Below are 26004 nucleotides of genomic sequence, written 5' to 3' on the forward strand. Positions count from 1 at the left end.
GGTCGGCAGCAACGAAAGATCAGGAGAGAGACGATGACCAAACTCCATTCCAGCTTGGGGCCGAACCCCCGCCTCGTGCGCATGTTCATGATCGAAAAGGGCCTTGAGGAAGGCAAGGACTTCGAGCGGGTCCATTACGACATCATCACCGGAGAGAACCGGCAGGATTCCAATTACATAGAGAAGAACCCGCTCGGCACGATCCCGACGTTGGAGCTGGATGACGGCACGTGCCTGACCGAAAGCTGGCCGATCTGCGAGTTTCTCGAGGAAGAGCACCCCTCGCCCAACCTGTTCGGCGAAACATCGCGGGAGCGTGCCGAAGTGCGCAAATGGGCGCGGCTGTTCGATCAGGAGGTCGTCGTGCCCATGACGATGGGTTTCCGCGCAACCGGCGGGCGGCCCATGTTCGAACCGCGCATGAGCGTGGTGAGCGAAAGCGCAGGCGCGGAACTATCGGCCATGTCCGACGAGAAATGGCGCTGGTTCGATGGCGCACTCGGCGGGAGCAATCACTTTGCTCTGGGCCGCTTCACCTTTGCCGACCTGCTGGTGTTCGCGTTCGCCAATTTCGGGTTCACTGTCGGCTGGAAGTTGCCCGAGGGCACGGACAATCTCGCGCGGTTCGTCGATACGCATAACCAGCGGGAATGCGCGGGCGTGTGGCAGCAGGCGGAGTAATGCCAGACCTCTCGGGCAAGACTGCAATCGTAACCGGCTGCGCAAGCGGGATCGGCGCGGCGACAGTGCGGCGCTTGCGGGCCGAGGGGGCAGAGGTGCTCGGCACCGATATCGATGCGCAGGCAGGGTCGAAACTCTGCCTCGAAACGGGCGCGCAATTTGCACAGCAGGACGTGGCGGATACCGGCCTGTGGCCGCGAATCGTGGATCGGGCGGTAAGCGCATTCGGGCGGCTCGACATCCTCGTGAACAATGCCGGCGCGGTTTCGCAGCATTCGATCGAGGACGTGACGGACGAGGTATGGGACCGCACCTATGCGATCAACATCAGGGGGACGATGGCGGGATGCCGCGCGGCCATCGCAGCGATGAAGCAGAACCTTGGGGGATCATCGGGCGCCATCATCAACATCGCCTCGACTTCTGCAATGGCGGCGCTGCCGGGCGATGTCGCCTATTGTTCTAGCAAGGGCGCGGTGCGGGTGCTGAGCAAGTCGGTCGCGGTGCACTGCGCCAAGGAAGGCTACAACATCCGCTGCAATACCGTGATCCCCGGCGCGACCGAAACCGGCATTCTCGACAATGCCGAACAGCACATGCCCGGACTGAAAGCGGCTGTGGCGGCGACCTCTCCGCTCAACCGGCTGGGCGATCCGGATGAGACGGCGGCGGCGATTGCCTTCCTCGCCAGCGATGAGTGCCCTTTCATGACCGGCGCGGAAATGCTGGTCGATGGCGGAGCGCTGTCGGTTCACCCCGGCTTCTAGCGCGCACGGCCCTAAGGCGTCGCCATGCGAGCCAGATAGCCGCTCCTGCCCATCTGCGCAGCGGTCCACGCGAACACCGCCATCGCCAGCAGACCCGAGACGAGGCACACCGCAAACACCGCTATGGTCAGCGACAGCGAGCCCTGCGTCGGGGCAAGCCAGTCGCTCACCCAGCCGATCACCGCCAGACCGAGCGCCTGCCCGACAAGGTTGTTGAAGAACAACGCTATCGCGACTGCAAACCCGCGCTGCCCCGGTTCTACCGCCGCCTGTATTCCTGAAAGGATCGGCGCCTGGCTCGCAACATAGATCGCATAGGCAAAGGCGAAATAGATGAGGAATGGCCAGAAGCTGTCCGATGACAGGCTGAGGCCGAGCGGCAGGACGCAGCCGAGGCTCACCATGCCCGGCAGCCACGCCCGCCAGCGCTCGTCGCGCCGGGTGAGCCAGCCTGCGACGAGGCCGCCGAGGATGGGTCCGGGAATGCCTCCGATGAGGAAGGCGAGGCCAAGATAGATGCCGACATCGCCGCTCGAAATGCCGAAATTGCGCATCATCACTGCCGCCATCCAGAACGCCAGCGCATAGCCGATCATGATCTGCACCGCCCATCCGACCGCGAGCCCCATGAACACGCGGTTGCTGGTGAGGGTGCGCGCGGTCTCCCACAGCGGCTGCTGCTCCATCTGCGCATCCTTGGGCGCGTATTGTCCGCGGCGCGGCTCTCGCATGGTGAAATAGACCACTGCGCCGATGGCCATGCCCGGTAGGCCCATCAACACGAACGCCCATCGCCAGCCGAATAATTCGTTGAGCTGACCGCCGACCAGCAATCCGCCCGCCGTGCCCATCGTCGCACCCAGCGTGAGGATGCCCATCGCCTTGGCCAGTTCCTCACGCCGGAAATAATCCGCGACGAGGCTTTGCGAGGCGGGGCCCGAACACCCCTCTCCCACGCCCACGCCCGTGCGCGCAAGGAACAGCGTCCAGAAGCCCGTCGCCAGCCCGCACAGGGCGGTCATCGCGCTCCAGAACGTGATCGCAGCCGACACGATGTTCTTGCGCACCGACCGGTCAGCCAGCCGCGCGGCGGGAAAGCCGACGATCACATAGGTCGCGGCAAAGGCGAGGCCGCCAAGCAGGCCGATCTGGCCGTCGGAGAACGAAAACTCCGCCTTGATGTCCTCCAGCAGGATCGAGAACACCAGCCGGTCCGCTATCGAGAACATGCTGACCATCGTCAGCAGGCCAAGCACATACCAGCGATAGGCACCGCTTTCTTGCGCCGGGGCGGCAGGATCGGTGCCGGGGGCGCTAATGGTGGGGCCGGGCGTCGAGGCCATTATCCACCGGCAGGGTCACCCCGTTCACGAACCGCGCATCGTCCGAAGCGAGGAACAGCGCGCAATTGGCGATGTCGCTAGGCGCGCCCAGCGCATCAGCAGGGAGCGGGCCGCCGGGTATCTCCATCAGCTCCTCGCCCGCGCGGCCCGAAATGTCGCGCACCATCGGCGTCTCGATCCCGCCGGGGGCAAGCGCGTTGCAGCGGATGCCATACCCTTCATCCTGGCAATGCATCGCAATCGAGCGCGTCATGGCGCTGATCCCGCCCTTGGCGGCGGTGTAGGCCGGGATCATCGGGTAGCCCATCAGTGCCGCAGTCGAGGCCATGTTGATGATCGAGGAGCCCCCATGACCATTACTGGCGCCGCCTGCTTTCTCATGCCGGTGCTTCATCAGCGGCAGAGCGTATTTGCAGCCCAGGAACGTGCCGACGACATGGATGTCGAGATGAAGCTTGAAATGATCGAGCGGGCAATCCTCGATATTCTCGAAGATGACATTGCCGGCATTGTTGACGAGGATGTCGAGCCCGCCGTGGCGTTCCTCGACTGCGTGCATCACGTCTTTCCATTGCTGTTCGTCGGTCACGTCGAGCGCCATCGCATCGCCGCCGATAGCGTCCGCCACCTTGTGCGCGGTTTCAACCTCGCGGTCGGTGACGATCACCTTTGCGCCTTCCCGCGCAAGCGCCTCGCAATCGGCCTTGCCAAGCCCCATTGCGCCCCCTGTGACGAGAGCCACCCGGCCCTTTACGCGCCCTTGCCCCTGGCCGACCATATCTCTCTCCTGCGGCTTCTGTTTATGCGAACGAACGTATCGGCAGCGCGGGCGCGCACCACTGGCTAAACAAATGGGTTTTGCATCAAAGTGGGAGGTGCACGGGCGCCGGACGGCGGGCAATCTGTCCAGCAGGAGAACGAGCAAGATGACCGAAGAGGAAATCGCTCAGCTGCGGGCACTGATGGATTGGGAGGGGACGCGCGGCGCCCCGCCAGATGGCTTTCCCAAGCTGCCCGACATGCCCGCTGCGCGCTACACCAGCGAAGAATATTTTCAGCTCGAACAGCAGCATATCTTTCGCAAGAGCTGGCTGTTTGCCGGCCACATGGACGAGATATCCGAACGCGGCTGCTACATGCGCTGGCACAATGCGGGCGATCCCATCGTCATCGTGCACGGAATGGATGGGACGGTGCGCGCGTTCTACAACACGTGCCGCCACCGCGGCGCACCGGTCGTGACCGAGGCATTCGGCAAGTCGTCGCGGCTGATGTGCGGCTATCACAACTGGACCTACAAGACCGACGGGAGCCTCGTCGGCGTGCCCGAGCGGCAGGACTTCCCGCCCGATTTCGACATGAGCTGCCGGGGCCTGATCCCGGTGCGCTGCGAATTGCTCGGCAATGTCATTTTCGTGAACTTTGATGACGACGCGATGCCTCTGAAACAGTGGCTTGGGCCGCTATGGGATGAATGGGAGGAGTTTGCCTTTGACCGCATCCGGCTTGCGGCGCGCCATTCCTTCGATCTCAATTGCAACTGGAAGGTGGCGATGGAGGCCAACATGGAGGTCTACCATGTGCCCTACATCCACCCGGAAACGGTCGCGCCGCTGGTCGATCCGAAGCGCAATCTCAACACCCTGTATCCCAACGGCCATGCACGTATGCTCGCTCCGCCGCCGCACGAGACCGACCGCGAACATGTCCGCGCGGTCGATAGCCCGCCCGGATGGCGGCAGATCGATACGGTGGGCGAGATCGGGCGCACCTGCACGCAGAGCTACACACTGTTTCCCAACTGGGTCTCGCCGCTGTCGAACTATTTCGTCCCGCCGCTGGTGTTCTGGCCGACCTCGCTCACGACAACGCGGCTGGAACTGGTGACGATGGCGCTCGATTGGGGAGACGCGCCCGCGCCGGACCTCTGGACCGTGCCCGATGAAAGCCAGCCGGGCGGGCGGCAGATGAGCCCGATCATCCTAGAGGACACGCAGTTCGGTGAGGCGATCCAGCAGAGCATGCAAAGCGCCGCCTTCAAGAGTGTGCCGCTGTCCTACCAGGAGGCGCGCATCTACGCCTTTCACCAATCGTGCGACCGCATGATCGGAGTGGGCAAGGTCCCGGAGGAGTTGCGCGTGGCGCAAGTGCTCGGGGAGGACTGGACCTGGCCCAATGATCCGCGTGTCAAACAGATGGAACAGGCCGCAGGGGCCCGGCGCGAAGCGGCTGAGTAGCACCTTCCGTTAACGTAAATGACGCTACGGCATCGCAGAATAATCGAGTGATGTTGCCATTTTAGCGCACTTTGCTCTCGTGCCTAGCGCTTTTGCTAGATGAGCGGTGATGGCCCCCTCCATACACTCAGCCCCACATCGGAAGGTGCGAATAACGCATCTCTGGGTTGGGGACTGGGACGCAAGCGACACGCTTTGGCGAACCACAAGGGAGAGAGCATGATGAACGTACTTCACACCCGCATTGCCTCCGGCAAAGGCGCGAGCGCCCTGCGCCGCACACTGCTTGGCGGGGCCGCAATCGCAGCCTTCGCCGCGATGCCACAGGCCGCCCTGGCGCAGGACGAAGACGTCATCGAGGCCGAGCAGGATGACGGCGGGCTGACAGATACGATCAACGACAACGTGATCCTCGTGCAGGCCCGGCGCCAGACCGAAACCCTGCAGGAAGTGCCGGTCGCGGTGACCGTTATCGGCGGCGAAACGCTGGAACGCTACGGTGTCGACCAGGTGGCCGACGTGACCAGCCGGGTTCCGACCCTGAATGTGCAAGTGGGCGGTTCGGGTTCGGGCGGCCAGCTGTCCTTGCGCGGCGTGGGCTCTTCCAACATCTCGGCCGCGTTCGATTCGGCGGTCGCATTCGACTTCGACGGCGTGCAGGTCTCGACCATGCGGCTGGTTCAGGCGGGCTTCTTCGACACCCAGCAGATCGACGTGCTCAAGGGTCCGCAATCGCTGTTTTTCGGTAAGTCGGCTTCTGCCGGCGTGTTCTCCATCCGCTCCGCCGACCCAACCTCGACATGGGAAGTCGGCGGGCGCGCGCAGTACGAATTCGAGGAAAAGGGCTACACGCTCAACGGCTATGTCTCGGGCCCGCTCACCGATACGCTCGGTATTCGCGTTGCAGCGCAGTGGAACGATATCGAGGAGTATGTCGAGCTGCAGGACGGCACACCGGCTGCCAACGAGCCGGTTCCGGGGACAGGACAACCTCGTCGCGCGCCTGACACTCGATTTTCAGCCGAGCGACCGCTTCGATGCCAATTTCAAGCTCCAATATGTTCGCAACACCAATGACGGCGCGATCCAGCATTCGGACCTGAATTGCGGCGCGAACGGTGTGGCCGATTCCATCTTCCTCTTGCAGGGCGGCCTGATCATCGATCCGGGCTACGATTGCAACGACACCGATCAGAAATACTTCCTGCCCGATGCAGCGCCGCCCCTGGCAGGCGGCGTACCCACCCCATCGGAAGCAGCCGGGCGCAACGGTGTTCCTTTCGGCGAAACCGATGTCTGGTTTGGCCGCCTGCTGTTCAACCTCGATCTGTCGGACCACCTGACGCTGACATCGACGAGCGGTTTCCTCGATTTGAACTCGGTGGACTTCGACAACTATTCCTATGGCGGTCTGCTCGCACCAGGCGTGCCCGGAGGCGTGGGCTCTTCCGACCCGCTCAACACGCTTGAGCAATACACCCAGGAACTGCGCCTGACTTCCGATTTCGACGGCGCCTTCAACTTCATGCTGGGCGTGTTCTACGAGGATCGCACTTTCGTGTTCGACACCGCACAACAGGCGGTTAACATCTCGTTCCTCGGTCCAGATCCGGTCACCGGGTTCACCTATGACTGGGACAAGCGCCAGACGACCAAGACCGAAGCGTTCTCTGTCTTCGGTTCGGTCATTTTCGACCTGACCGACCGGCTCGAGCTGTCAGGCGGTGTGCGCTACACCGATGAGACGAAGAGATCGATCATCTCCGTTCCCTATCTGCATACATTCCTGCAAGGGCCGGGCTTTGTGGCACCGGGTTTCTTCTCGGGTCCGATCGATTTTGCCGATGACAACATCTCACCTGAAGTCACCCTGAAATACCAGGCGACCGACGACATCAACGTTTACGCCTCGTTCAAGACCGGCTTCAAATCGGGCGGCATCGACAACTCTGCCCTACCATCAAACAGTCTGAGCGTTGCAGCGCTTTCGGGCGATTTCGGGGCCTTGATCTTCGATTCCGAAACGACACTCGGCGGCGAAATCGGGTTCAAGTCGCAATGGGCTGATCGCAGTGTCACCCTCAACGCGACTGCGTATTATTATGTTTTCGACGATTTGCAGGTGCAGAACTTCGATCCGATCAACATTCAGTTCCTGACACTGAATGCCGGTGAGCTCACCTCGCAAGGCGTGGACGTCGAATTCAGCTGGCGCACTCCGATTGACGGATTGAGCCTGTCGGCCAACCTCGCCTATCTCGATGCGCAGTTCACCGATGAGTTCGTGACCAGTGCAGGCGAGGACCTCGACGGACGCGACGCGGCGCGCGCACCGCAATGGTCGGGCAACATAGCGTTCGATTATTTCGTGCCGCTGGGAAGCAGCCTCGAACTCGGCCTGGGCGGCAATGCGATCTTCTCCGACGATTACCTCACCAATGAAGACACGTTCGCCAATGACTTCATACAGGATGGCTATGTCACTTTCGATGCGCGCGCATCGATCGGGCATCCGGACGGGAACTGGAAACTGTCAGTGGTCGGCGTGAACCTCGCCGACGAGATCTGGACCAACACATCTGCCGGGCGGCCATTCCTGCCGGCCAATGGCGATGACATCATCCTGACCCAGAACCGCGGGCGTCAGGTGTTTGTGGAGACCAGCTTCAAATTCTGACGCATTTGCGATTCGTCACCGAAGGGCGGGCCTTGAATGAGGTCCGCCCTTTTCATGAGGGCGCGGGTTGCGACGGCTTGCTGTAAAAGCGCCCCCACAAAAACGCGCATTGCGCCCCGGCGGGCCAGGCGCGCATCATGCCGACAAGCCAGTCTTCGAAGGAAAACCACGATGTCGCGCGAAGAATTGATCGCCATGACCCGCAGCCTCGTCGAGCACGGCGCGGTCGATACGATGGAATATGCCGATGAGGTCGTGCAGCGTGCCCGCCGCGTCCTACACCGACCCCGACCTTTACGAGCGCGAGAAGCGCAATATCTTTCGCCGCCTGCCGCTGATGGTCGCACCGTCATGCGAGCTGCCCGAGCCGGGCGATTACAAGGCGATGGACATTTGCGGCGTCCCGCTGCTGCTGACCCGCCAGCGCGATGGCAGCGTTGCGGCGTTTCTCAACATGTGTTCGCACAGGGGCAATCCGGTGGTGAGCGGCACGGGCAATGCGAGCCGCTTCACCTGCGGCTATCACGGCTGGACCTTCAAGAATAATGGCGACCTGCTGGGCGTTGCCAGCGCGAAGGATTTCGGCGCGGTCGACAAGGCTGCGCTGTGCCTCAAACGCTTCCCCTCGCACGAAAGCGCCGGGCTGATCTGGGCGACGCTCGATCTCGATTCCAAGCTGGCCATCCCGGACTATCTGAGCGGCTATGACGCGCTGCTCGATGCGTTCGGGTTCAGGGACTGGACCCTGTTCAGCCAGCGCACGATTGCCGGGCCCAACTGGAAGACCGCCTATGACGGCTATCTCGATTTCTATCACCTTCCGGTCCTGCACAAGGACACGTTCGGCGCAGACTTCTTCAACCGCGCGAACTACTTTTTCTGGGGCCCGCACCAGCGGCTCTCCAGCCCGTCAAAATTCGCGCAGAAGACGGGTAGCGACGAACAGCTCGACCTTACCGAGATGAGCGATGACGAGCTGCCGCCCGATGCGCTGACGCAGGGCGTGTGGACGATCTTTCCGCACATCTCGATCGCAAGCTTTTACGGCGGCGGCCAGCGCGGGGCGCTGATCAGCCAGCTGTTCCCCGGTGAGGACGTCGGGAGCAGCACCACGACGCAATATTACGTCATGGAAAACCAGCCCGAGAGCGAAGAGCAGGTCAAATCGGCGCACGAGCAATTCGACTTCCTCGAAATCGTGGTGCGAGACGAGGATTACGCTACGGGCAAGCGTCAGCACGAAGCGTTGCAGTCTGGAATGCTCGAACACGTGCTGTTCGGCAAGAACGAGCGCGGCGGACAGGTCTTCCACCAATGGGTCGACAAGCTGACCAATGCGAGCGACGAGGACTTGCTGGAGATATTCGCAAGCGAGCAGCGCGAAGCTGCGGAGTAATGTGTCTTGCGTCCGCACGCCATCCGGCGCGCGATTTCCTCGCTCATGCGATCAAGGATCGCGTCGATGCGGGCGCCAGGTCGGATGGGCGTGCGCAAGACTAACGACATTCAACCAAACGCAGGCCGGAAATTGCTCTCTCCCCAATCCTGCCGCTTGGTCCATTCGCCCATGTCTTCCAGTTTGCCGTCGAGTTCGGGGAAGCGTTCGTAGACGTGGTCCATGTCGACCTCGAAGGGCCTGGTCGGTGCCTCGTTGTTATATTCGTAGAACGCCTGAATGCCCTTGGCGAAATCCTCGCGCATTTCGGGCGGCATGGTGTCGCCCGCCGCCTCGACCAGGTAGCGACCGAATTCCTCGGGCGTGCACGGATCGTAGGTGATGTCCTTGTCGAGCGCCTTGGACAGGTATTTCGTCACCTGTTTGCCGACCAGGCGCTCCGGCCCGCCAATATTGAGCCACGCGCCTTCCATGTCGGGGCGTTCGAGGCTGGCGAGCATGAACTTCGCCACATCGTCGAGGCTGATCCAGTTCGCTTCAAGCTCGGGGTTGTGCGGGTACACATAGCGCCCCTCATTGACGATGAAAGGCCGCGCCCAATTGGTCAGCAAGTTATCCATGAACAGCGCGCTGCCGAACACCGTGCCCGGAGCGCCGGAGCGCCACAGCGCGTTGATGCCCTTGGTGTTCTCCCCATAAGTGAAGGGATCGCCTGGACGATCGGGTATCCAGCTCGACGTATTCCAGACCACGCGCTTCACATCGAGCTCTGCGGCGACCTTCCCCAGATCGCCGATCAGCACAGCGCGGTCGGCGCGGGCCTGCAAGGGGTGGGTGTAGAAGACATAATCCGACCCCTCGAGCGCGGGCTTGAACGTGGCGGTATCGTAAAGGTCCATTGGGCGCACCTCGACCCGCTCCACGCCGTCGATCTTCGAGCCGCCAAACGGGTCTTCCTGCCGCGAGATCGCGCGCACGTCGTATCCGGCCTTCAGCGCCTGGCGCACCTGCGCCATACCCTGCCTGCCCGATGCGCCGATGACCGTGATGAGTGCCATAGTCTCTCTCCTATAAGATGGCCGCCAGACTAAGTTTGCGCATGGCCCGGCGCACCGCGCCAAAGTGATAGCGACCTAGCAAAAGCGCAGCTTGCCGTAGCGGCCCGCGGTGCGGACAAGATGCGCATGGACAATCAATTCTGGCGCATAGAACGCCGCCCCGAAGGCACGAATTTCTCAAGCGCACTGGCGCTGGTCGAGGAGCCGCTGCCCGAATTGGCGGACGGCGAGATCCGCATCCGCAATGCGATGCTATCGATGGATGCGGGCGCGCGGCTGTGGCTGACGAGCCGCGAAGATGGCTACCAGCCGCCGCTGCCCGTAGGCGCGCCGATGACGGGGCTGGTCGTCGGCGAGGTCACCGCGTCCCGGACCGACGGCTTTGCGGAAGGCGATCTCGTGCGCGCTTTCGGCGTGTGGGGCGCGCTGAGCCAGGTCGATGCGGCAATGAGCGGCGCGATAGAGCTCGATCCGTCGGTGGCGGACAAGCGTGCGTGGTTCGGGCCGCTCGGGATGAACGGGTGGACCGCGCTGTGGGGGATCGAAGAAACCGGCGCGGCCAAGCAAGGCGAGCGCGTGCTGGTATCCGCAGCGGCAGGCGCGACCGGCATCCTCGCCGTGCAGATCGCGAAGCTGCTCGGCTGCGAGGCGTGGGGGATCGCGGGCGGCGCAGAGAAATGCCGGTTCCTGACCGAAGAGATCGGCATCGCGGGGGCTGTCGATTACAAGGGGAGCGATGTCGGCGCGCAGCTTGATGCCGCAGGCGGGTTCGATGTGTATTTCGACAATGTCGGCGGGCCGCTGCTCGACGAAGTGCTCACTTAGATGAACCATTACGGACGGATCGCGGTATGCGGGCTGCTTGCCGATTACGGGTCGGGCACGCGCACATCGCCCGCAGAATTCGACCAGATCCTGATGCGCCGCCTGCGGGTAGAGGGCTTCTTCTCGCCCGACTTCATGGACCAGGGCGAGCGGCTCACCGCGCGGCTGAAAGGCTGGCTCGACGAAGGAAAACTGCACATGCCTTACGATGTGACGCACGGTCTTGAAAACACGCTTGCCGCGTATGAAAAGCTGTTTACCGGCGGCAATATCGGCAAGGTCATCGTGGAGCTCGATCAATGAACATGCGACTGGAAGACCGCGCCGCCATCACCGATGTGATCGCAGCCTATGCGCACGCGATCGACCGCCGCCGCTGGGACATGATGGCGAACCTGTTCCATCCGCAGGCAACATTCGGTTTCGGCACGGTGTCAGGCCCGTGGCAGGGCTTCGTCGATCAGGCGCGCGCCATCATCGACCCCTGCCTCGTCACCCAGCACCAGCTTGGGCAGGTGCAGTTCGGGTTCGATGGCGACGATTTGTGCCACACTGAGACCTACATGACCGCGATGCACACCATTCCGCCGGGTTATGCGATTGCCGATGTCTTCCCCGACAAGGGCAAGGTCTACTCCGCCGTCATCGCGGGCCGTTATGTCGACCGGTTCGAACGCATACAGGGGGAGTGGCGGATCATGCACCGCGAAGGGTTTTACGACTGGCGCGAATTTCGCGAAGTCGAAGGCGTGGACCTGTCCGAAATGCCCGAGGGGTCTTGCGGCTATCACGATGACCGCGATCCCTCGACCCCCGTGGTGGTGCGTTTTCGTTCATGACGCGGGCTATGGGCAGCTCGCAAATTCACTACCGCCGGATCGCGAACACGCCGGTCATCGTCGCGATTGCTTCATCGCCGCGCAGGATTTCTCCGCTGGTATAGGCCGTGCGTCCACCCATCCGGTCGATCCGCACAAAAGCCTCCAGCCAATCGCCGAGCTTTGCGCCGGCCAGATAATTCACGCTCAGCGTGATCGTCGAAGGCGCAAGCCGCGGTACGCTCGGCGTCATACACGGCATGGCTGAGAGCGACGTCGGCGAAGGTCGAGATCACTCCGCCATGCGCTGCGTGCTGGTAATTGATGTGGTGCGGCATGATCCGCAGGCCCGCGACCTGCGGTGCGCCCTCGCGCGCTTTCAGGAAATACGGCCCTCCGTGATCGAGGAAGCCGGGCGTGAAATCGGCCCTGGCAAAACCGGGCGGCGGATCGGGATCGTTCATTGCGCGAATGTAGCGCGCGCCTCGCGGCGCGCCGCTATGAATTATGCCAATGCCCCCTTCACCCGCGCGCGCCTACCCTTGGCTGCATGGGACAGGACACTTTGACCAAATCTGCGCAAGAGGCGGAATCCTTTTGCGATATCGTGCGCGAACATGCGCAGGCGCAAGGCGATACGCCCGCCTTCACATTCGGCGATGAAGTCATCACCTTTGCGCAGCTTAACGAGGGCAGCAACCGGGTCGCCAATGCGCTAACCGGGCTGGGTGTGACCAAGGGAGAGCGCGTCGCATTCCTCGGCAAGAACCACCCGCTCTATTTCGAAGCGCTGCTGGGCGCGGCCAAGATCGGCGCGGTGATGACACCGGTAAACTGGCGGCTCGCCCCGCCCGAAATCGCCTATATCCTCGGCAATTGTGAGGCGCGGATCGTATTCGTCGGCGAAGGCTTCTCCGAAATTCTCGCCAAGGTGCGCAGTGAGACGCCCAAGGTCGATCAGGTCATCGGCATCGACGCGCCCGATCACGCGGGCACCGATTACCGCATCTGGCGCGACGGCTTTCCCGCCGATCCGGCTATCACCAATGTCGGCGCCGAGGACGATGCGCTTCAGCTTTACACCTCGGGCACGACCGGGCGGCCAAAGGGCGCGGTGATGACGCATGGATCGATCCTGTCGAGCCGCGATGCAGCGGGTCAGGGCGAGATGCGCGCATGGCAGGAGCCGGTCGAGGGGGACGTTACCCTGCTGGCCATGCCGTGCTTTCACATCAGCGGGACGGGGACCGGCATCGGCACGATGGTGGCAGGCACGAATTCGATCGTTCTGCCCGAATACGATCCGACCAAGGCATTGGACCTGATCGAGAATTACAACATTTCCAAGATATTCCTCGTGCCCGCCGCGATCCAGATCCTGCTGAATCACCCGCGCGTTCGGGAGGTCGATTTCAGCCGTCTCAAATACGTCACCTACGGCGCATCCCCCATCCCGCTGGAACTCATGCGCGAGGCGATGGAGGTGCTGGGCTGCGGGTACGTTCAGATGTACGGCATGACGGAGACCAGCGGCACGATCGTCGCGCTCGATCCCGAAGATCACGTCCCCGAAGGCTCGCCCCGGATGCGCAGCGTCGGCGCGCCGCTGCCCGGCGTCGAGGTCAAGATAATCGACAAGGACGGCAAGGAAGTGCCCGCGAATACGGTCGGCGAGATCGCCACGCGCTCCTCGAAGAACATGAGCCGGTACTGGAACAACCCCGATGCAACCGCCGAGACCATCGACGCACAGGGCTGGCTGCGCACCGGCGATGCGGGATATCTCGACGAGGACGGCTACCTGTTTATTCACGACCGGGTGAAAGACATGATCATCTCCGGCGGTGAGAACATCTATCCTGCCGAAGTCGAGAACGCGCTCTATGCCCATCCCTCTGTGGCCGATGTCGCGGTGATCGGCATTCCGTCGGAGAAATGGGGCGAAGAGGTGAAGGCCTGCATCGTGGTCAAGGTCGGTGCGGAATTGACCGAGGCCGATATCATCGCCCATGCGCGCGAGCATATCGCCGGGTACAAATGCCCCAAATCGGTCGACTTCATCGCAGCCCTGCCGCGCAATCCTTCGGGCAAGATCCTGCGCCGCGAACTGCGCGCTCCCTATTGGGAAGGCAAGGACCGTGCGGTCAACTGAAGCGGGTCGCTGATGGCCGCGAACGGCGAGCTTGCGATTCGGCAGATCGCTTACTTCGTGCCAGATATCGAAGCGGCCGCGCTTATGCATTCGCGACAATTCGGCTCCGGCCCCTATTTCCTCTTCCGCAACGTACCGCTCGCATCCAGCGTGCATCGCGGGGCCGAACAGCGCTTCGATCATTCCAGCGCTTACGGTCAATGGGGCGATCTGATGGTTGAATTCGTCCAGCAGCACGGCGATGAACCGAGCGCGGTGCACGATCTCTACCCCGCCGGATCGGGCAGGTTTGGCCTGCATCATGTCGCCGTGTTCGTGGATGATCTGGACTGCGCAATTGCGGGTTTCGAGGCGGATGGCATGCCGCTTGCGCAATTGTCCGAGACCACCGGCGGCATGCGGTTTGCATTCGTCGATACGGCCCAGAGCCTTGGCCACATGATCGAACTGTACGAGCCCGGCGAAGCGCTGACGGGTTTCTATGCCAAGGTGCGCGGGGCCGCACACGGTTGGAATGGCGAGAACATCCTGCGCGAGCTTGGTTAGCTCAGCGCGCCAGCCCCGACAGATCGACCTTGGCCGCGCGGCATTCGGCATCGGCGAGCGCTGCGACGACCGAAAACGCCACGTAACCCGGCTCGCCCAGCTCGGCGATCACGTCCGCAGCCTCGCCATCGCTGATCGCGGTGTGCTCGAACGGCATTCGCCGCGCATAGGCAAGCCACGCGCTTTCAGGCGGGCCACCAGCAGGCGCGGTGTCGCCCGGAGCCGCTTCCAGCCCGTGCACCTGCGCCACCGCATGGCGAACCTGCGCGGTCATGTCCTCGCCAAGAGCCGCGTGCGCGGCCTCGCGAAACGCCTCGTATTTCGCGCCCAGCGTGGGCGTGCCCGAAAGCGCAGCGGCGACCGGGCCGCTCATGCCGGTTCAGCCGGTGCAGGGGTCGGCAGGACCGTGCGGTCCATGACCTCCGGCTCCAGCCCCATCGTGATCAGCGCCTTGGCGAGCGCGAGAAACAGCGTCAGGCCGAGCCCAAGCTCTGCGATTTGTTCGGGGCTGAGATGCTTTTGCAAGGCGGCGCGCGCATCGCCGGTCAGCAGCTCGGGATCGTGGATCACGGCGTCTGTGAACTTGAGCACCGCCTTTTCGGCATCGCTCAGCCGGTCCGACGTCTCATAACCCCAGTCGATATCGTCCACGACATCCTCGGCCAGTCCCTGATCGAGCGCCTTGTCGAAGCGGACATTGCGGCAGAACCCGCATTCGGTAACGCGCGCATTGCGCATCCGCGCGACCTCCTTGAGCCGGGCGGATAGCACATCGCTGTCCCAGAACTGCCCGTATAATTCCATGAAGGAACGTGCGAGCGCGGGATGATGCGCGAGGACAGAACCGAGATGCGCCGGCTCGCCGGGAATGGCAGACGACACGCGGGGCGTGGTGGACATGATATTCTCCTGTGCCGCGCAGCATACACTGCGCTGGCCCGATCGCGGCCCTCGCCATTTTCGCAGGGGGTACGCGGCGCGGTGCATGGCATGATCGGCGCTTGGCAGAGGAGGCATTCATGGCAGGCGAAGCGCAGCGGGTCATCGAGGAGTTTTGGCGTATTCAGGATGCGGGCGACTACACCAAGCTGGCGCCGCTGTTCGCCGAGGATGCGGTGCTCGAAGACCCTCTATGGGGCGCGCACAAGGGCCGCGATGCGATCCTCGGCTTCATGACGACAATGGTGAAGGAGATGGGAGAGCGGAAAATCAGCTTCACCGTGGACGAGATATTCGGCGACGATCACGCGGTGTGGGCGCGCTGGACCATGCATGTGGGAGATGGGCGTGGACCGGATGGCTCTCGCGGGGGCGTCGGCATCTACAAGGTTAAGGACGGCCAGCTCACCTATTACCGCGACTATATGGACCCGCCTGCCGAGGAATAGCCGCTACAGCCGCCGATACAGCGGATGGCCACTCGCATCGATCTTGGCTGTCGGCAGCGGGAAGTCGGGGTTCGGTTCGAAACCGGGCTGGTCAACCAGATCGCTTTGCCAATCCAGCAGATAGGTTCGCGCCGCTATGCGCCATTCGCCGCCGCGTTTCTCCCATTCATCGAGATAGCGCCCGCCATAGAGATTGCCCGCCAGGCTGCCGTTGTCCTGCCGCTTTGCGCCTGCGAAAATCCCGTAGCATTCGCTGCTCGCGCTCCTGGCCGAGTGGAACCGGATGAGCGGCTGCGACAGCATGTGCCAGCGCCGGTCGGAACCGCGCTCCACCTCCATCACGATCGGCAGGAACTGGTCGGCGCGCCCCTTGTAAAAGCCGTAATCGACCTCCGCATCCGGCCAATAGCACCCCGCCTGCCCTTCATCGTCGAGCCAGTCGAGCGTGCGCGCGTAGCGCTGGATCACGTCTCCGATAGCCTGTTTGTCGATCAGCTCCTGTAACGCTGCTTCCACGCGCCCTCTCCAATCCGCCAATTGTCCGGGAGCAGTATCGCGGCGAGGCTACCTGAAACACCATAAGCAGTTTCGGGAGGGATGGATGGCCACCGCCGCCAATGATGATCTGGAGGTCGACCTGTTCGACCCCGCAACACAGCAATGCCCCTATGACGCCTACAAGGCGCTGCGCGACGAGGCGCCGGTCTATCACATCCCCGGAACCGACATGTATGTGGTCAGCCGTTACGACGATGTGCGCGCGGTGCTGCTCGATCCTGAACGTTTCCCCAGCTCCGCTGCTGACAGCCAGTTCCGCGCGAGCGCCGGCGATATGGAGCGCGCGCACAAGGTGATGGCGCGCTTCAAGGAGAAAGGCTGGCTGCCCGCGCCGACGTTGAATGGCCGCGATGATCCGAATCACAAGCAGATGCGCGCCATGTTCAACCAGGCGTTCAAGCCGTCCAGGATCAAGGAGATCGACCCGCAGGTCGAAGGGCTCGCCTATGAGCTGATCGGCAGCTTCCTGGACGAAGGCAGATGCGAATGGGTGAAGCAGTTTTGCGTGCCGCTCCCGCTGTTCATCATCGGCGAGCAGATGGGCGCCAAGCGCGAGGACATGTGGCGGATCAAGGGTTGGACCGACGCGTTTTTCCACCGCATCTCGCTGATGCTGCCCGAAGATCGCCACATGGAAATGGTCGACCGCGAGATCGAGGCGCAGCATTACTTCCAGCCGATCTTCGAGCGGCTGCGCGAGCATCCCGATGACAGCCTCATCAGCGTGTTGGTCAACACCGTGATCGAGGAATGGGGACGCCCGCTGACCGACAACGAACTGCGCGCCGAGATGATGGCGGATACCTTCGTGGGCGGTAGCGAGACGACGACCAACGCGCTGGCGGCGGGCATGAAGCTGCTGATCGAGAACAAGGATGTCTGGCAGCAGCTCAAATCCGATCCCGGCAAATATATGAGAACCTTCGTCGAGGAGGTCGTTCGGCTCGAAAGCCCGGTGCAATCGCTGATGCGGTTCGTCAATGAGGATACCGAGTTTGCCGGGGTGACGATCCCCAAGGGGGCGATGATCAACATCCGCTTTGCCGCCGCCAATCGCGATGAGCGCGCATTCGACTGTCCGGAAAAGCTCGACCTCGACCGGCCCAAGGCAGGCGCACACATGGGCTTTGGCTCAGGGACGCATCATTGCCTTGGCGCACCGCTCGCCCGGCGCGAGCTGACATGGGGCTTTACCGCGGTCGTCGACCGGTTCGAGGACATGTGGTTTGCAGAAGGGAAGAACGACTTCACCTATCACCCGCACTTCCTGCTGCGCAGCTTGAAGGAACTTCACATCGAGTTCGAGCCAAAAAAGCGCTGATCAGGCGTTCGCCCGCGCCGCCGTCCTTCCCGCAATATAGCCGAAGGTCAGCGCCGGTCCCAAAGTCCCGCCCGCGCCTGCATAGATCCCGCCGGTCGGACAGGCGATAGCATTGCCCGCGCCGTACAGCCCTGCAATCGGTTCGCCGTCATGGCCAAGGATGCGCGCCTGCCCATCCGTCCTCGCGCCGCCATTGGTCCCGAGCAGGCCCATGCAGATCTCGACCGCGTAAAACGGCGCGCGTGCCACCGCGCCGAGTGTGACCGCTGCCCCTCCCTTCTCATCGGCACGGCTGCGGTCACCGTAGAAGTGATCGTAAGCGGACGTGCCGCGCTCGAAATCGGGATCGTGGCCCGCTTCGGCATGGGCATTGAAACGCTCGACGGTCTGCGCAAGCGCATCGGCAGGAATGCCGAGCGTCGCCGCCAGATCCTCCAGCGTATCGGCGCGTGTCACCCAGTCCGGCACAGGCTGCCCCGGCAGGCGCGGGCCGATCGGATAGCGCTCCACATAGTCTTCGTCGAACACCAGCCATGCAGGCAGGTTCGGGTAGTCGTAGGTCTGCGGGTCGAACTGGTGGAAGGCTCCCGCGAGCGCCGAGTAATTCGCCGCTTCGTTGCAGAACCGTTTTCCCGCGCGGTTGACCATCAGCGAATGCGGCACGGTGCGCTCGATCAGCACGGGCAGCGCGCGCTCTTCGCCGCCTGGCCACGGTGCATCGGGTACGGCCAGCGTCGGCGCCCACCACGCTTGCGTCATGTTGCCGAGCTTCGCGCCGCTTTCCATTGCCAGCGCCAGCCCTTCGCCGCGCGCAGTGGGCGGGCTGGCGGGGGCATCCATCGGGCCGCGCAGGAACGTCTGGCGCTTGTCTTCGTCCCACTCGAACCCGCCGGTGGTGATGATGACCCCGCTTCGGGCCGACAGGGCAAAGGGGTCACCATCGCGCGTGCCTTCGATGCCGGTGATGCGCCCCGTCCTTGCGTCGCCTTCGCGCACCAGCCGCGTCGTCTCGACATTAAGGATCGGCTCGATCCCGCGCTCCAGGCGCGCCTTGAGCAGCCGTGCGACCATCGCCTGACCAAAACCGCGCTCATTGTTCGCCATGCGCCGCTGCAATTCCTCCGGCGGCACGACACCGCTGCCGCCGCCCAAGGGCGTTTCGCGCAGCATCATCGGCTTGGGCTCTTCGATGGCGGTGATACGCCCGGCCCATTCGCCAAGCTCGCCCAGCGCGAACAGGTCATGGTCGAGCGCGCGCCCGCCTTCGGGCTTGGCCCCCGGACGGTCGAGGTAGTAATCGGGATACCCATCGAGCAACGCGACCTTCATCGCGCCGGCCTGTTCGAGAAATTCGAGCGCTTCCGGCCCGTGATCGACGAATGCCTCGAGCGTTTCGTCCACCAGATCGCCGTGATCGAGCGATCTGAAATAGGCGAGCGCTTCCTCGCGGCTGTCCTGCATCCCGGCGGCGCGCTGGCGCGGATTGCCAGCGACCCAGATCACCCCGCCCGACACCGCGCCGGTCCCGCCGATGCGGTCGAACCTCTCGACAAGCGCGACTTTCGCGCCCGCTTCGTGTGCCGCCAGCGCCGCTGACATGCCTGCAGGCCCGCAGCCGAGAATAATTACATCGCAATCGCTCATGGTGTGCATAGAGGCGCGCAAGGCCGCCCCCGGCAATCCCTCATTTTGGCAAGGCGGGCAGGATGAAACCGTTTTCCTACTCGCATGCCGATCGCCATTGTCGCATCCATGTGCTGTGGTTTCCTCGCCCTCCTGTCCGGTGATCGTCTTGCTCGATTAATTGGCGCATTATTGATCGATTGGATTTTTGCCCCTGAACACTGTCTCATGTGTCTCATGGGGTGCTCCCGCAAGGCACGGCCCCTCGCCATTTTGGGAAGGTGCGCACCGCGCCGCTCCCGGCTAGGCATTGGCCTAAGGGAGAGACAGCATGAAGCTTGAAGGCAAAGTCGCAGCGATCACCGGCGGCACTGCAGGACTGGGGCGCGGCATCGCGGAGGCGTTCCTGGCCGAAGGGGCGAAGGTTGCGCTATTCGCGCGCAATCCTGACAAGGGCGCAAAGGTGCTCGATGAACTGGGTGTCGGGGACCGAGCGATCTTCGTGTCCGGCGATGTCATGAACCAGACCGACGTCGAAGGCTTCATCGACCAAACGGTCGAGCACTTCGGCAGGATCGACATTCTCGTCAACAATGCGGGCGGCGCGGGCGATCTGCAGCCGATGGTAAACCTGTCGGACGAGGTGTTTGATGAAACGATGAAGTGGAACGTCTATTCGACCTTCTGGGCCACTCGCCGTGCGCTGAAGCCGATGCTGGAGCAGGGCGATGGACGGGTGATCAACATGTCCTCGATGGAGGGCAAGCACGGCAAGCCGGTCTTCACCGCCTACACCGCAGCCAAACACGCGGTGAACGGGATGACCAAGTCACTCGCGCGCGAAGTCGGCGAAGCAGGCGTGACGGTGAACTCGATCTGCCCCGGCCTGGTTGTGACCGACATCATCAAGAACAACGGCCCCGCCACGGCCAAGGCGATGGGGATGGAATTCGACGAGATGATCACGATGTTCGCGCAGGAATCTGCGATCAAGCGCCCGAATACGGTCGAGGAAATCGCAGCGGTCGCGCTGCTGCTCGCGAGCAAGGAAGGGGCCGGGATCACCGGCGCGATGATCAGCGTCGATGGCGGGACGGCGCAGTTCTAGGAGCCAATTGCGGGCGGGCTCAGCCTTCGTTCTGCTTCGCCATCGCCGCGCCCACCGCCGCCTCGATATCGCTGGCCTGCGGATTGCCGCGCAGCGTCAGGCCGCCATTGGGCTGGATATGCTGGCCGGTCACGAATGCGTTGTCGCTCGACAGCCACAGGCGCGCTTGCGCCACGTCGTCGGAGGTGTTGAGGCGGTACGAGCGGGTAGCGCGGCAAAAACGCATCGACGAGACCGGGTGTCGCGAACGCTCCCTCGGTCATCGGGCTCTCGGTGAATGCGGGCGACACGGTGTTGGCCTTGATACCGAGATGTCCGAAATCGTTGGCAACGCACTCGATCATCGCCTCGTTCGCTCGCTTGGAGCCGATATAGGCGACATGGTTGTTGATCAGCGCCCTGGTCGTCGCCGAGGACAGCGAGATGATCGAGCCTCCCGTCGGGTCCTGCTCGCTCATGACTTTAACAAACGCTTGCAGGAAATGGTGCACGCCCTTGAATTGCAACTCGGCCATCTGGTCGAGCTGTTCCTCGGTCGTTTCGAGCAGGTTCGACAAGAGGCCCCAGCCGGTGCAATTGATCGCCGCATCGACGCGGCCCATTGCGCTCGACGCTTTGCCAGCCAGCGCGTGAACCTGCGCATGGCTGGTGATGTCGCACAGCGCATAATGCCCGCCAATCTCGTCTGCGAGATCGGACAGCACATCCTCGTGCCGTCCTGCGACCATCACGCTCGCGCCCTCTCTGGCGAACAGCCGCGCGATGGTCTGGCCGATATTGTCCTTCGATGCTGCACCCAGCACCACCGCTGTCTTTCCGTCAAGCTGGCCCATGATCTGTCCTCCCGATGATTTGTCGAAGTCACCTTACGCAAGGTCTTTCGCCACCACCCTTCCCAAAAGTGTCCATTGTCGCGCGAGGGTCGGACGCGGCACAGCAGGCGCAACGCTCGAGGGAGAGAGACAGATGTTTACAGGACCAATCGAGGATCGGCTCGAAATCCGCGAATTGCACGAGGTGTACGGCGACGGGGTCGTGCGGTTCGATGCCGAGACATGGGGATCGGTCTGGGCCGATGACGCCGACTGGGACTTCATGGGCATGACCCTGAAAGGGCGCGAGGCGATCGTCGAAACCTGGCTCGGCGCGATGAGCAATTTCGATGCGGTCAGCTTCAGCTGCGTTCCCGCCTCGATCGAGGTCGATGGCGACACCGCCACATCGCGCGTGCAGACGCAGGAAGTGCTCAAGGGCAAGGACGGCTCCACCCGCATGATTGGCGGGCTCTACACCGACGAGCTTGAAAAGCGCGATGGCCGCTGGGTCTATACCAAGCGCGCGTTCCAGATCATCGCCGAATACAACCCGCAAGAGGAGCAGCCTGATGGCCAAGATCGTAATCGCCGCCCAGATCGACCTTGATCCGGCCCAGCGTGCCGAGGCGCTGACCAGCGCCAAACCGCATATCGACGCCGCGCTCGCGCAGGATGGGTGCAACCATTACGAATGGAGCGCCGACGGCAATGATCCGGCGCGCGTCAACGTGTTCGAGGAATGGGAAAGCGAGGAAGCGCTAGCGAAGCATTTCGAGGGGCAAGCCTATGCCGGAATGCGCGACCATATCGGCCAGTTCGGGATGACCGGGGCGGAGAGCAAGAAATACCGCGTCGATGCAGAAGGGCCGGTCTACAACGCCGAAGGCCAAGCCACCGAGGCGTTCGACTGAAGACCCTCGGTGCCATCCTGGCTGGCGGGCAAGCGCGCCGGTTCGGCAGCGACAAGGCTCATGCGCGCTACAATGGCTGGCGATTGATCGACCTCGTAGCCGAACGCCTCGGCGTGCAGTGCGAGACGCTGGTTGTTTGCGGGCGCGAGGAGCCGGATTTCGAGTGCATCCCCGACCTGCCCGAAGCGGGGCTCGGTCCGCTTGGCGGGCTTAATGCGGCGCTCGCGCACGCACAGGCGCACGGCTTCACCCATGTGCTGAGTGCGGGGGTCGATGTGCCCAACCTGCCGCCCGACCTCGCACAAATCCTGTCCGGAAAGGGCGCAGGTATCGTGCGCAGCCAGCCGGTTGTCGGGCTCTGGCCGGCAGGCCTCGCTCACGAACTCGATAGCTTCATCGCCGGCGGAGGGCGGGCGCTCTATAGCTTTGCCGATCATATCTCGGCGCGGCAGGTCGCGTTCGACCCGCCGCTGCTCAACGTGAACACGCCGGACGATTTGCCGGATTAGAGTTTCAGCATCTGCTTGCCGCGGTTCTTGCCGACGAACAATCGCTGGAGCGTTTCGGGAGCGTTCTCGAATCCTTGCTGGATGTCCTCCTGATATTTCAGGCGGCCATCGGCCACGAACGCTTCGAGCCGCTTGCGGATGGCGGGAAACTCGACCGCCCAGTCGAGCACGATGAAGCCCGCCATGCTCGCCCGGCGAAAGATCAGGTTGAAATAATTGCCCGGCCCGGTTGGCATCCCGCCGGATTCGTAGCGGCTGATCCCGCCGCAAACGACAACGCGCGCATTGGTGGCGATATTGGCGAGCATATCGTCGAGGATCGTGCCTCCGACATTGTCGTAGATCACATCGACGCCGCGCGGGCAGTGTTCCTTGATCTGGCCTTTTACATCGTCGGCCTTGTAGTCGATCGCCGCGTCATAACCCGCTTCCTTGACCAGCCATTCGCACTTCTCAGGGCCGCCCGCAATGCCGACTGCGCGGCACCCTGCGATCTTGGCAAGCTGGCCGACCACGCTCCCGGTTGCGCCCGCCGCGCCTGAAACCAGCACGGTGTCGCCCGCAACCGGCTTGCCGATCTTGAACAGCCCGCAATAGGCGGTGAGGCCGGTCGTACCAAGCACCGACAGCACGGCTGTAGGCGACAATTCGGTCTCGACCCTGGTCAGGCCTTCGCCATCATGGACGAGATATTCGGTCCACCCCGTCGTACCGAAAACGAAGTCTCCGACAGCAAATTTGCCATTATTGCTCTCGATCACTTCGCAGATACCGCTGCCACGCATCACGTCGCCGATATTCATCGGCGCGACGTAGTCCGCGATGTTTTCCATCCAGCCCTTTTGCGCCGGATCGAAGCCGAGATAGCGGGTCGCGAGCACCATCTCGCCCTCGTCAGCGTCCGGCAGCTGGGTTTCGACCAGCTTGAAATCACCATCCCCGATTCCGCGTCCGCGGGGGTGACCGTTGAGGAGCCATTGGCGTGTGGTGGTGGGCATCGGGACATCTCCTGAAAATGTGCGTTCCCTAATGCGGGCCTCGCGCCGCGCGCTCCACGGACAAAAGTGTCAGTCGATGCATGCACACCGTGTGGTAGTTTGCGAGCCAAGGAGACATGCGATGGGTATCGAGACTCACAAGACGTTCTGCCGGTTCTGCCATGCAAATTGCGCGATGGAGGTCGATGTCGAGGATGGGAAGGTCCTGGCCGTGCGCGGCGATCCGGACGATCCGGCCTATCACGGCTATACCTGCATGAAGGGGCGCGAGCTGCCGGATTCGCACAATGCGGCACACCGTTTGCATCACAGCCTCATCCGCGATGAAAACGGCGAATTCCAGGAAACGCCGATGCCGCAGGCGCTGGAGCATGTCGCCAGCGAGCTGCGCCGGATCATCGATGAGCACGGTCCGCATTCGGTCGCGGTGTTCATGGGTTCAGGCGGTTTCCAGAACAGCGCCGCGATGGCGGCTTCGCTCAGCTTCGCACAGGCCGTGGAGACGCGCAATTTCTACACCTCTGTCACGCTCGACCAGCCCGCCAAGGTCTTCACGACCATGCGGTACGGCAAGTGGATGGGCGGGCCGAACACCTTTTCGGAAAGTGATGTGGCGATGTTCATAGGTAACAATCCGATCGTCTCGCACTATGCGCCTGTCGGCGGCGTTCCGCCCTTCAGTCCTTCACGCCGCATCCGCGACCGGCAGGCTGAAGGCATGAAGCTGATCGTCGCCGATCCACGCGAAAGCGACGTGGCGCGGCTTGCCGATCTGTACCTGCCGGTGAAGCCGGGCGAAGACCCCGCGCTGCTCGCCGGAATGCTCAATGTCATCATCGAGGAAGGACTGTACGACCGCAATTTCGTCTCCGCCCATGTCGACGGCTTCGATGAGCTTGCCGAGGCTGTGAAGTCGATGACGCCGGAGATTGCGGCGGAGCGCGCCGGGGTCGAGAAGGACCAGCTAATCGCCGCCGCGCGGATGTTCGCAGGCGGGTCGAAGGGCTGCGCTGTCACCGGGACCGGTCCTGAAATGGCGGGCAATGGCGCGCTTACCGAATACCTTGTCTGCTGCCTCAACACGATCTGTGCCCGCTTCAAGCAGGAGGGCGAGAAAGCTGCAATCCCCGGTGTCTTCACCACGCCGCAAGGTCCGCGCCGCGCGCAGGTTGCCCCGCCCGTGCCGATGTTCGGCGCCGAAGGGATGCCCAGATCACGCTTCCGCGGCCTCGGCCATCTTGGCTGGGAGATGCCTTGCAACGTGCTGGCCGACGAAATCCTCACGCCGGGCGACGGGCAAGTGCGCGCGTTCATCTCGGTCGGCGGCAATCCGGTTGTCGGCTTCCCCGATCAGGCGAAGATGGCCCGCGCACTCGATGATCTTGAGCTGTTCGTGCAGATCGATCCGTGGATGAGCGCCAGCGCACGGCGCGCCGATGTCGTGCTGGCGCCGTCGCAATGCCTCGAGCGCGAGGACATCACCAACCTGTCCGAATGGTGGCACGAGGAACCCTATGCGCGCTATGTCGAGGCGGTGGCGACGCCGCCGGGCGACGTCATCGACGAGTATGAAATGTTCTGGACGCTCGCCAAGCATCTCGGGATCACGATGCAGCTTGCCGGCGGCCCGCTGCCGATGGACCGCAAGCCGACCAAGGAGGAATTTCTCGACCTGATGGTCGAGGGATGCCTCGTCCCGCCAAGCCAGGTGCGCAAGGATGCGCAGGCGGCGGGCGGAGACGCAGTGATCTATTCCGATCTGCACCCGGAGGTCGAACCGCTTGAGGAGAGCGAGTTCCACCGCTTCGATCTTGCGGTGGGCGATATGCCGCAGGAAATCCTGCGCTATGCCGACAACACCGCGCAGCGCGATGGGTTCGAATTCAAGCTGATCAGTCGCCGCTCGAAAACGCGGTTCAATTCGATCGGCCACCCGCTCAAGAAACTGCAGGAAAAGACGACCACCAATCCCGCTTATATCCACCCGGACGACATCGCCGATCTGGGGCTGGAGGAAGGCGGGATCGTCGAGATCAGCAGCCCGCATGCGACCATTCACGGCGTCGTGAAAGCAAGCGACAAGGTGCGGCGGGGCCTCGTTTCGATGGCGCATGCGTATGGCGACGCCGATGCCTCGAAGGAGGATGTGCGCGAGCGCGGCTCCTCGACCAACCGGCTCACCAGCGAAGTGGTCGATTTCGATCCGATCACCGGGCAAAGCCTGCAAAGCGCGATCCCGGTCAAATTGGCCGCGGCCTGAATTTCAATCACTC

The 26004-nt window shown here is 62.9% G+C and carries 29 protein-coding genes; 19 read left to right on the forward strand and 10 right to left on the reverse strand.

The genetic code is table 11. The features are described 5' to 3' along the window. The first annotated feature begins 33 nt into the window (after positions 1-33). Both AC0L39_RS16175 and AC0L39_RS16180 read left to right on the forward strand, forming a co-directional pair. Positions 34-681 carry a glutathione S-transferase family protein gene (locus AC0L39_RS16175; RefSeq protein ID WP_473259397.1) on the forward strand — a complete coding sequence of 216 codons (648 nt, stop codon included), beginning with the start codon at positions 34-36 and terminating at the stop codon, positions 679-681. Then, entirely contained in the window at positions 681-1448 is a 768-nt protein-coding gene (locus AC0L39_RS16180; protein WP_473259399.1) for an SDR family NAD(P)-dependent oxidoreductase, read from the forward strand. Before AC0L39_RS16175 ends, AC0L39_RS16180 begins: the two co-directional genes overlap by 1 nt. Positions 1449-1459: 11 nt before the next feature. Here the strand turns inward: AC0L39_RS16180 and AC0L39_RS16185 are convergent, their stop codons facing one another. Both AC0L39_RS16185 and AC0L39_RS16190 read right to left on the reverse strand, forming a co-directional pair. After that, positions 1460-2791: a spinster family MFS transporter gene (locus tag AC0L39_RS16185; RefSeq protein WP_473259401.1), complete on the reverse strand. Its 1332-nt coding sequence runs from the start codon at positions 2789-2791 to the stop codon at positions 1460-1462. Beyond that, on the reverse strand, positions 2763-3569 hold the full coding sequence (locus tag AC0L39_RS16190; protein WP_473259403.1) for an SDR family oxidoreductase: 807 nt from the start codon (positions 3567-3569) through the stop codon (positions 2763-2765). Before AC0L39_RS16190 ends, AC0L39_RS16185 begins: the two co-directional genes overlap by 29 nt. Before the next feature lie 148 nt (positions 3570-3717). Between AC0L39_RS16190 and AC0L39_RS16195 the strand changes: the two genes are divergently transcribed. The 4 genes from AC0L39_RS16195 (at position 3718) to AC0L39_RS16210 (ending at position 9101) form a co-directional block, all read left to right on the forward strand. Next, a complete protein-coding gene (locus AC0L39_RS16195) occupies positions 3718-5028 on the forward strand; it encodes an aromatic ring-hydroxylating oxygenase subunit alpha (protein WP_473259405.1) in 1311 nt (436 codons plus the stop codon). Between the two features lie 219 nt (positions 5029-5247). Then, positions 5248-6105, forward strand: coding sequence for a TonB-dependent receptor plug domain-containing protein (locus AC0L39_RS16200; protein WP_473259407.1), 858 nt, complete (start codon positions 5248-5250; stop codon positions 6103-6105). Positions 6106-6148: 43 nt separating this feature from the next. Then, positions 6149-7705 (forward strand): TonB-dependent receptor, encoded by a 1557-nt coding sequence (locus tag AC0L39_RS16205; RefSeq protein WP_473262427.1) that lies wholly within the window; start codon positions 6149-6151, stop codon positions 7703-7705. A 247-nt stretch (positions 7706-7952) separates the two neighbouring features. Beyond that, a complete protein-coding gene (locus AC0L39_RS16210; protein WP_473259408.1) occupies positions 7953-9101 on the forward strand; it encodes an aromatic ring-hydroxylating oxygenase subunit alpha in 1149 nt (382 codons plus the stop codon). Between the two features lie 110 nt (positions 9102-9211). Here the strand turns inward: AC0L39_RS16210 and AC0L39_RS16215 are convergent, their stop codons facing one another. After that, a complete protein-coding gene (locus AC0L39_RS16215) occupies positions 9212-10159 on the reverse strand; it encodes an SDR family oxidoreductase (RefSeq protein WP_473259410.1) in 948 nt (315 codons plus the stop codon). Between the two features lie 126 nt (positions 10160-10285). Between AC0L39_RS16215 and AC0L39_RS16220 the strand changes: the two genes are divergently transcribed. Genes AC0L39_RS16220 through AC0L39_RS16230 form a run of 3 tightly spaced genes read left to right on the forward strand, consistent with a single transcriptional unit; the run spans position 10286 to position 11823 of the window. Then, positions 10286-10984, forward strand: coding sequence for a zinc-binding dehydrogenase (locus AC0L39_RS16220; protein ID WP_473259412.1), 699 nt, complete (start codon positions 10286-10288; stop codon positions 10982-10984). Then, positions 10985-11287, forward strand: a complete 303-nt coding sequence (locus tag AC0L39_RS16225) for a zinc-binding dehydrogenase (RefSeq protein ID WP_473259414.1) — start codon at positions 10985-10987, stop codon at positions 11285-11287. It abuts the gene before it with no gap. Continuing rightward, entirely contained in the window at positions 11284-11823 is a 540-nt protein-coding gene (locus AC0L39_RS16230) for a nuclear transport factor 2 family protein (RefSeq protein ID WP_473259416.1), read from the forward strand. Before AC0L39_RS16225 ends, AC0L39_RS16230 begins: the two co-directional genes overlap by 4 nt. 28 nt (positions 11824-11851) lie before the next feature. Here AC0L39_RS16230 and AC0L39_RS16235 read toward each other — a convergent pair whose 3' ends face one another. Further along, a complete protein-coding gene (locus AC0L39_RS16235; protein WP_473259418.1) occupies positions 11852-12055 on the reverse strand; it encodes a PaaI family thioesterase in 204 nt (67 codons plus the stop codon). Positions 12056-12062: 7 nt separating this feature from the next. Between AC0L39_RS16235 and AC0L39_RS16240 the strand changes: the two genes are divergently transcribed. Genes AC0L39_RS16240 through AC0L39_RS16250 form a run of 3 tightly spaced genes read left to right on the forward strand, consistent with a single transcriptional unit; the run spans position 12063 to position 14500 of the window. Then, on the forward strand, positions 12063-12371 hold the full coding sequence (locus AC0L39_RS16240; protein WP_473259420.1) for a hypothetical protein: 309 nt from the start codon (positions 12063-12065) through the stop codon (positions 12369-12371). Then, positions 12368-13954 (forward strand): fatty acid--CoA ligase, encoded by a 1587-nt coding sequence (locus AC0L39_RS16245; RefSeq protein ID WP_473259422.1) that lies wholly within the window; start codon positions 12368-12370, stop codon positions 13952-13954. Before AC0L39_RS16240 ends, AC0L39_RS16245 begins: the two co-directional genes overlap by 4 nt. A 12-nt stretch (positions 13955-13966) precedes the next feature. Then, positions 13967-14500 carry a VOC family protein gene (locus AC0L39_RS16250; protein ID WP_473259423.1) on the forward strand — a complete coding sequence of 178 codons (534 nt, stop codon included), beginning with the start codon at positions 13967-13969 and terminating at the stop codon, positions 14498-14500. Between the two features lies 1 nt (position 14501). Here the strand turns inward: AC0L39_RS16250 and AC0L39_RS16255 are convergent, their stop codons facing one another. Beyond that, the gene (locus AC0L39_RS16255) at positions 14502-14873 is read right to left on the reverse strand and encodes a hypothetical protein (protein ID WP_473259425.1); all 372 of its coding nucleotides are present in this window, start codon (positions 14871-14873) and stop codon (positions 14502-14504) included. After that, positions 14870-15400 carry a carboxymuconolactone decarboxylase family protein gene (locus AC0L39_RS16260; RefSeq protein ID WP_473259427.1) on the reverse strand — a complete coding sequence of 177 codons (531 nt, stop codon included), beginning with the start codon at positions 15398-15400 and terminating at the stop codon, positions 14870-14872. Before AC0L39_RS16260 ends, AC0L39_RS16255 begins: the two co-directional genes overlap by 4 nt. A 119-nt stretch (positions 15401-15519) precedes the next feature. Between AC0L39_RS16260 and AC0L39_RS16265 the strand changes: the two genes are divergently transcribed. Next, positions 15520-15888 carry a nuclear transport factor 2 family protein gene (locus AC0L39_RS16265; protein WP_473259428.1) on the forward strand — a complete coding sequence of 123 codons (369 nt, stop codon included), beginning with the start codon at positions 15520-15522 and terminating at the stop codon, positions 15886-15888. A gap of 3 nt (positions 15889-15891) precedes the next feature. Here the strand turns inward: AC0L39_RS16265 and AC0L39_RS16270 are convergent, their stop codons facing one another. Then, positions 15892-16404 carry a nuclear transport factor 2 family protein gene (locus AC0L39_RS16270; RefSeq protein ID WP_473259430.1) on the reverse strand — a complete coding sequence of 171 codons (513 nt, stop codon included), beginning with the start codon at positions 16402-16404 and terminating at the stop codon, positions 15892-15894. Positions 16405-16489: 85 nt separating this feature from the next. Here AC0L39_RS16270 and AC0L39_RS16275 point away from each other — a divergent pair, with 85 nt between their 5' ends. Further along, entirely contained in the window at positions 16490-17767 is a 1278-nt protein-coding gene (locus AC0L39_RS16275; protein ID WP_473259432.1) for a cytochrome P450, read from the forward strand. Here the strand turns inward: AC0L39_RS16275 and AC0L39_RS16280 are convergent, their stop codons facing one another. Then, positions 17768-19366 carry an FAD-binding protein gene (locus AC0L39_RS16280; RefSeq protein ID WP_473259433.1) on the reverse strand — a complete coding sequence of 533 codons (1599 nt, stop codon included), beginning with the start codon at positions 19364-19366 and terminating at the stop codon, positions 17768-17770. A gap of 355 nt (positions 19367-19721) precedes the next feature. Between AC0L39_RS16280 and AC0L39_RS16285 the strand changes: the two genes are divergently transcribed. Further along, entirely contained in the window at positions 19722-20498 is a 777-nt protein-coding gene (locus tag AC0L39_RS16285; protein ID WP_473259435.1) for an SDR family NAD(P)-dependent oxidoreductase, read from the forward strand. Here the strand turns inward: AC0L39_RS16285 and AC0L39_RS16290 are convergent. Continuing rightward, a complete protein-coding gene (locus AC0L39_RS16290) occupies positions 20495-21331 on the reverse strand; it encodes an SDR family NAD(P)-dependent oxidoreductase (protein WP_473259437.1) in 837 nt (278 codons plus the stop codon). The two genes, AC0L39_RS16285 and AC0L39_RS16290, sit on opposite strands and share 4 nt — an antisense overlap. 133 nt (positions 21332-21464) lie before the next feature. Here AC0L39_RS16290 and AC0L39_RS16295 point away from each other — a divergent pair, with 133 nt between their 5' ends. From AC0L39_RS16295 to mobA, 3 genes are read left to right on the forward strand one after another with little or no spacing between them, the layout of a single operon-like run. Next, entirely contained in the window at positions 21465-21920 is a 456-nt protein-coding gene (locus AC0L39_RS16295; protein ID WP_473259438.1) for a nuclear transport factor 2 family protein, read from the forward strand. After that, complete coding sequence (locus AC0L39_RS16300; protein WP_473259440.1) at positions 21883-22224, forward strand: putative quinol monooxygenase; 342 nt, start codon at positions 21883-21885, stop codon at positions 22222-22224. Before AC0L39_RS16295 ends, AC0L39_RS16300 begins: the two co-directional genes overlap by 38 nt. A 17-nt stretch (positions 22225-22241) precedes the next feature. Next, positions 22242-22733 carry a molybdenum cofactor guanylyltransferase gene (mobA, locus tag AC0L39_RS16305; protein ID WP_473262428.1) on the forward strand — a complete coding sequence of 164 codons (492 nt, stop codon included), beginning with the start codon at positions 22242-22244 and terminating at the stop codon, positions 22731-22733. Here the strand turns inward: mobA and AC0L39_RS16310 are convergent. Then, entirely contained in the window at positions 22730-23731 is a 1002-nt protein-coding gene (locus tag AC0L39_RS16310) for an NADP-dependent oxidoreductase (RefSeq protein ID WP_473259442.1), read from the reverse strand. The two genes, mobA and AC0L39_RS16310, sit on opposite strands and share 4 nt — an antisense overlap. A gap of 121 nt (positions 23732-23852) precedes the next feature. Here AC0L39_RS16310 and AC0L39_RS16315 point away from each other — a divergent pair, with 121 nt between their 5' ends. Further along, positions 23853-25991 (forward strand): molybdopterin-containing oxidoreductase family protein, encoded by a 2139-nt coding sequence (locus AC0L39_RS16315; RefSeq protein WP_473259444.1) that lies wholly within the window; start codon positions 23853-23855, stop codon positions 25989-25991. Positions 25992-26004: the final 13 nt, after the last annotated feature.

The organism is Erythrobacter sp. K21-9, from assembly GCF_055808355.1.

Excerpts from the sequence above, each read along its gene's own strand:
- AC0L39_RS16175 (WP_473259397.1), top strand. The coding sequence starts at position 34 with ATGACCAAACTCCATTCCAGCTTGGGGCCGAACCCCCGCCTCGTGCGC.
- AC0L39_RS16180 (WP_473259399.1), top strand. The coding sequence starts at position 681 with ATGCCAGACCTCTCGGGCAAGACTGCAATCGTAACCGGCTGCGCAAGC.
- AC0L39_RS16185 (WP_473259401.1), bottom strand. The coding sequence starts at position 2,791 with ATGGCCTCGACGCCCGGCCCCACCATTAGCGCCCCCGGCACCGATCCT.
- AC0L39_RS16190 (WP_473259403.1), bottom strand. The coding sequence starts at position 3,569 with ATGGTCGGCCAGGGGCAAGGGCGCGTAAAGGGCCGGGTGGCTCTCGTC.
- AC0L39_RS16195 (WP_473259405.1), top strand. The coding sequence starts at position 3,718 with ATGACCGAAGAGGAAATCGCTCAGCTGCGGGCACTGATGGATTGGGAG.
- AC0L39_RS16200 (WP_473259407.1), top strand. The coding sequence starts at position 5,248 with ATGATGAACGTACTTCACACCCGCATTGCCTCCGGCAAAGGCGCGAGC.
- AC0L39_RS16210 (WP_473259408.1), top strand. The coding sequence starts at position 7,953 with ATGAGGTCGTGCAGCGTGCCCGCCGCGTCCTACACCGACCCCGACCTT.
- AC0L39_RS16215 (WP_473259410.1), bottom strand. The coding sequence starts at position 10,159 with ATGGCACTCATCACGGTCATCGGCGCATCGGGCAGGCAGGGTATGGCG.
- AC0L39_RS16220 (WP_473259412.1), top strand. The coding sequence starts at position 10,286 with ATGGACAATCAATTCTGGCGCATAGAACGCCGCCCCGAAGGCACGAAT.
- AC0L39_RS16225 (WP_473259414.1), top strand. The coding sequence starts at position 10,985 with ATGAACCATTACGGACGGATCGCGGTATGCGGGCTGCTTGCCGATTAC.
- AC0L39_RS16230 (WP_473259416.1), top strand. The coding sequence starts at position 11,284 with ATGAACATGCGACTGGAAGACCGCGCCGCCATCACCGATGTGATCGCA.
- AC0L39_RS16235 (WP_473259418.1), bottom strand. The coding sequence starts at position 12,055 with ATGACGCCGAGCGTACCGCGGCTTGCGCCTTCGACGATCACGCTGAGC.
- AC0L39_RS16240 (WP_473259420.1), top strand. The coding sequence starts at position 12,063 with ATGGCTGAGAGCGACGTCGGCGAAGGTCGAGATCACTCCGCCATGCGC.
- AC0L39_RS16250 (WP_473259423.1), top strand. The coding sequence starts at position 13,967 with ATGGCCGCGAACGGCGAGCTTGCGATTCGGCAGATCGCTTACTTCGTG.
- AC0L39_RS16255 (WP_473259425.1), bottom strand. The coding sequence starts at position 14,873 with ATGAGCGGCCCGGTCGCCGCTGCGCTTTCGGGCACGCCCACGCTGGGC.
- AC0L39_RS16260 (WP_473259427.1), bottom strand. The coding sequence starts at position 15,400 with ATGTCCACCACGCCCCGCGTGTCGTCTGCCATTCCCGGCGAGCCGGCG.
- AC0L39_RS16265 (WP_473259428.1), top strand. The coding sequence starts at position 15,520 with ATGGCAGGCGAAGCGCAGCGGGTCATCGAGGAGTTTTGGCGTATTCAG.
- AC0L39_RS16275 (WP_473259432.1), top strand. The coding sequence starts at position 16,490 with ATGGCCACCGCCGCCAATGATGATCTGGAGGTCGACCTGTTCGACCCC.
- AC0L39_RS16280 (WP_473259433.1), bottom strand. The coding sequence starts at position 19,366 with ATGTCAGCGGCGCTGGCGGCACACGAAGCGGGCGCGAAAGTCGCGCTT.
- AC0L39_RS16285 (WP_473259435.1), top strand. The coding sequence starts at position 19,722 with ATGAAGCTTGAAGGCAAAGTCGCAGCGATCACCGGCGGCACTGCAGGA.
- AC0L39_RS16290 (WP_473259437.1), bottom strand. The coding sequence starts at position 21,331 with ATGGGCCAGCTTGACGGAAAGACAGCGGTGGTGCTGGGTGCAGCATCG.
- AC0L39_RS16295 (WP_473259438.1), top strand. The coding sequence starts at position 21,465 with ATGTTTACAGGACCAATCGAGGATCGGCTCGAAATCCGCGAATTGCAC.
- AC0L39_RS16300 (WP_473259440.1), top strand. The coding sequence starts at position 21,883 with ATGGCCAAGATCGTAATCGCCGCCCAGATCGACCTTGATCCGGCCCAG.
- AC0L39_RS16310 (WP_473259442.1), bottom strand. The coding sequence starts at position 23,731 with ATGCCCACCACCACACGCCAATGGCTCCTCAACGGTCACCCCCGCGGA.
- AC0L39_RS16315 (WP_473259444.1), top strand. The coding sequence starts at position 23,853 with ATGGGTATCGAGACTCACAAGACGTTCTGCCGGTTCTGCCATGCAAAT.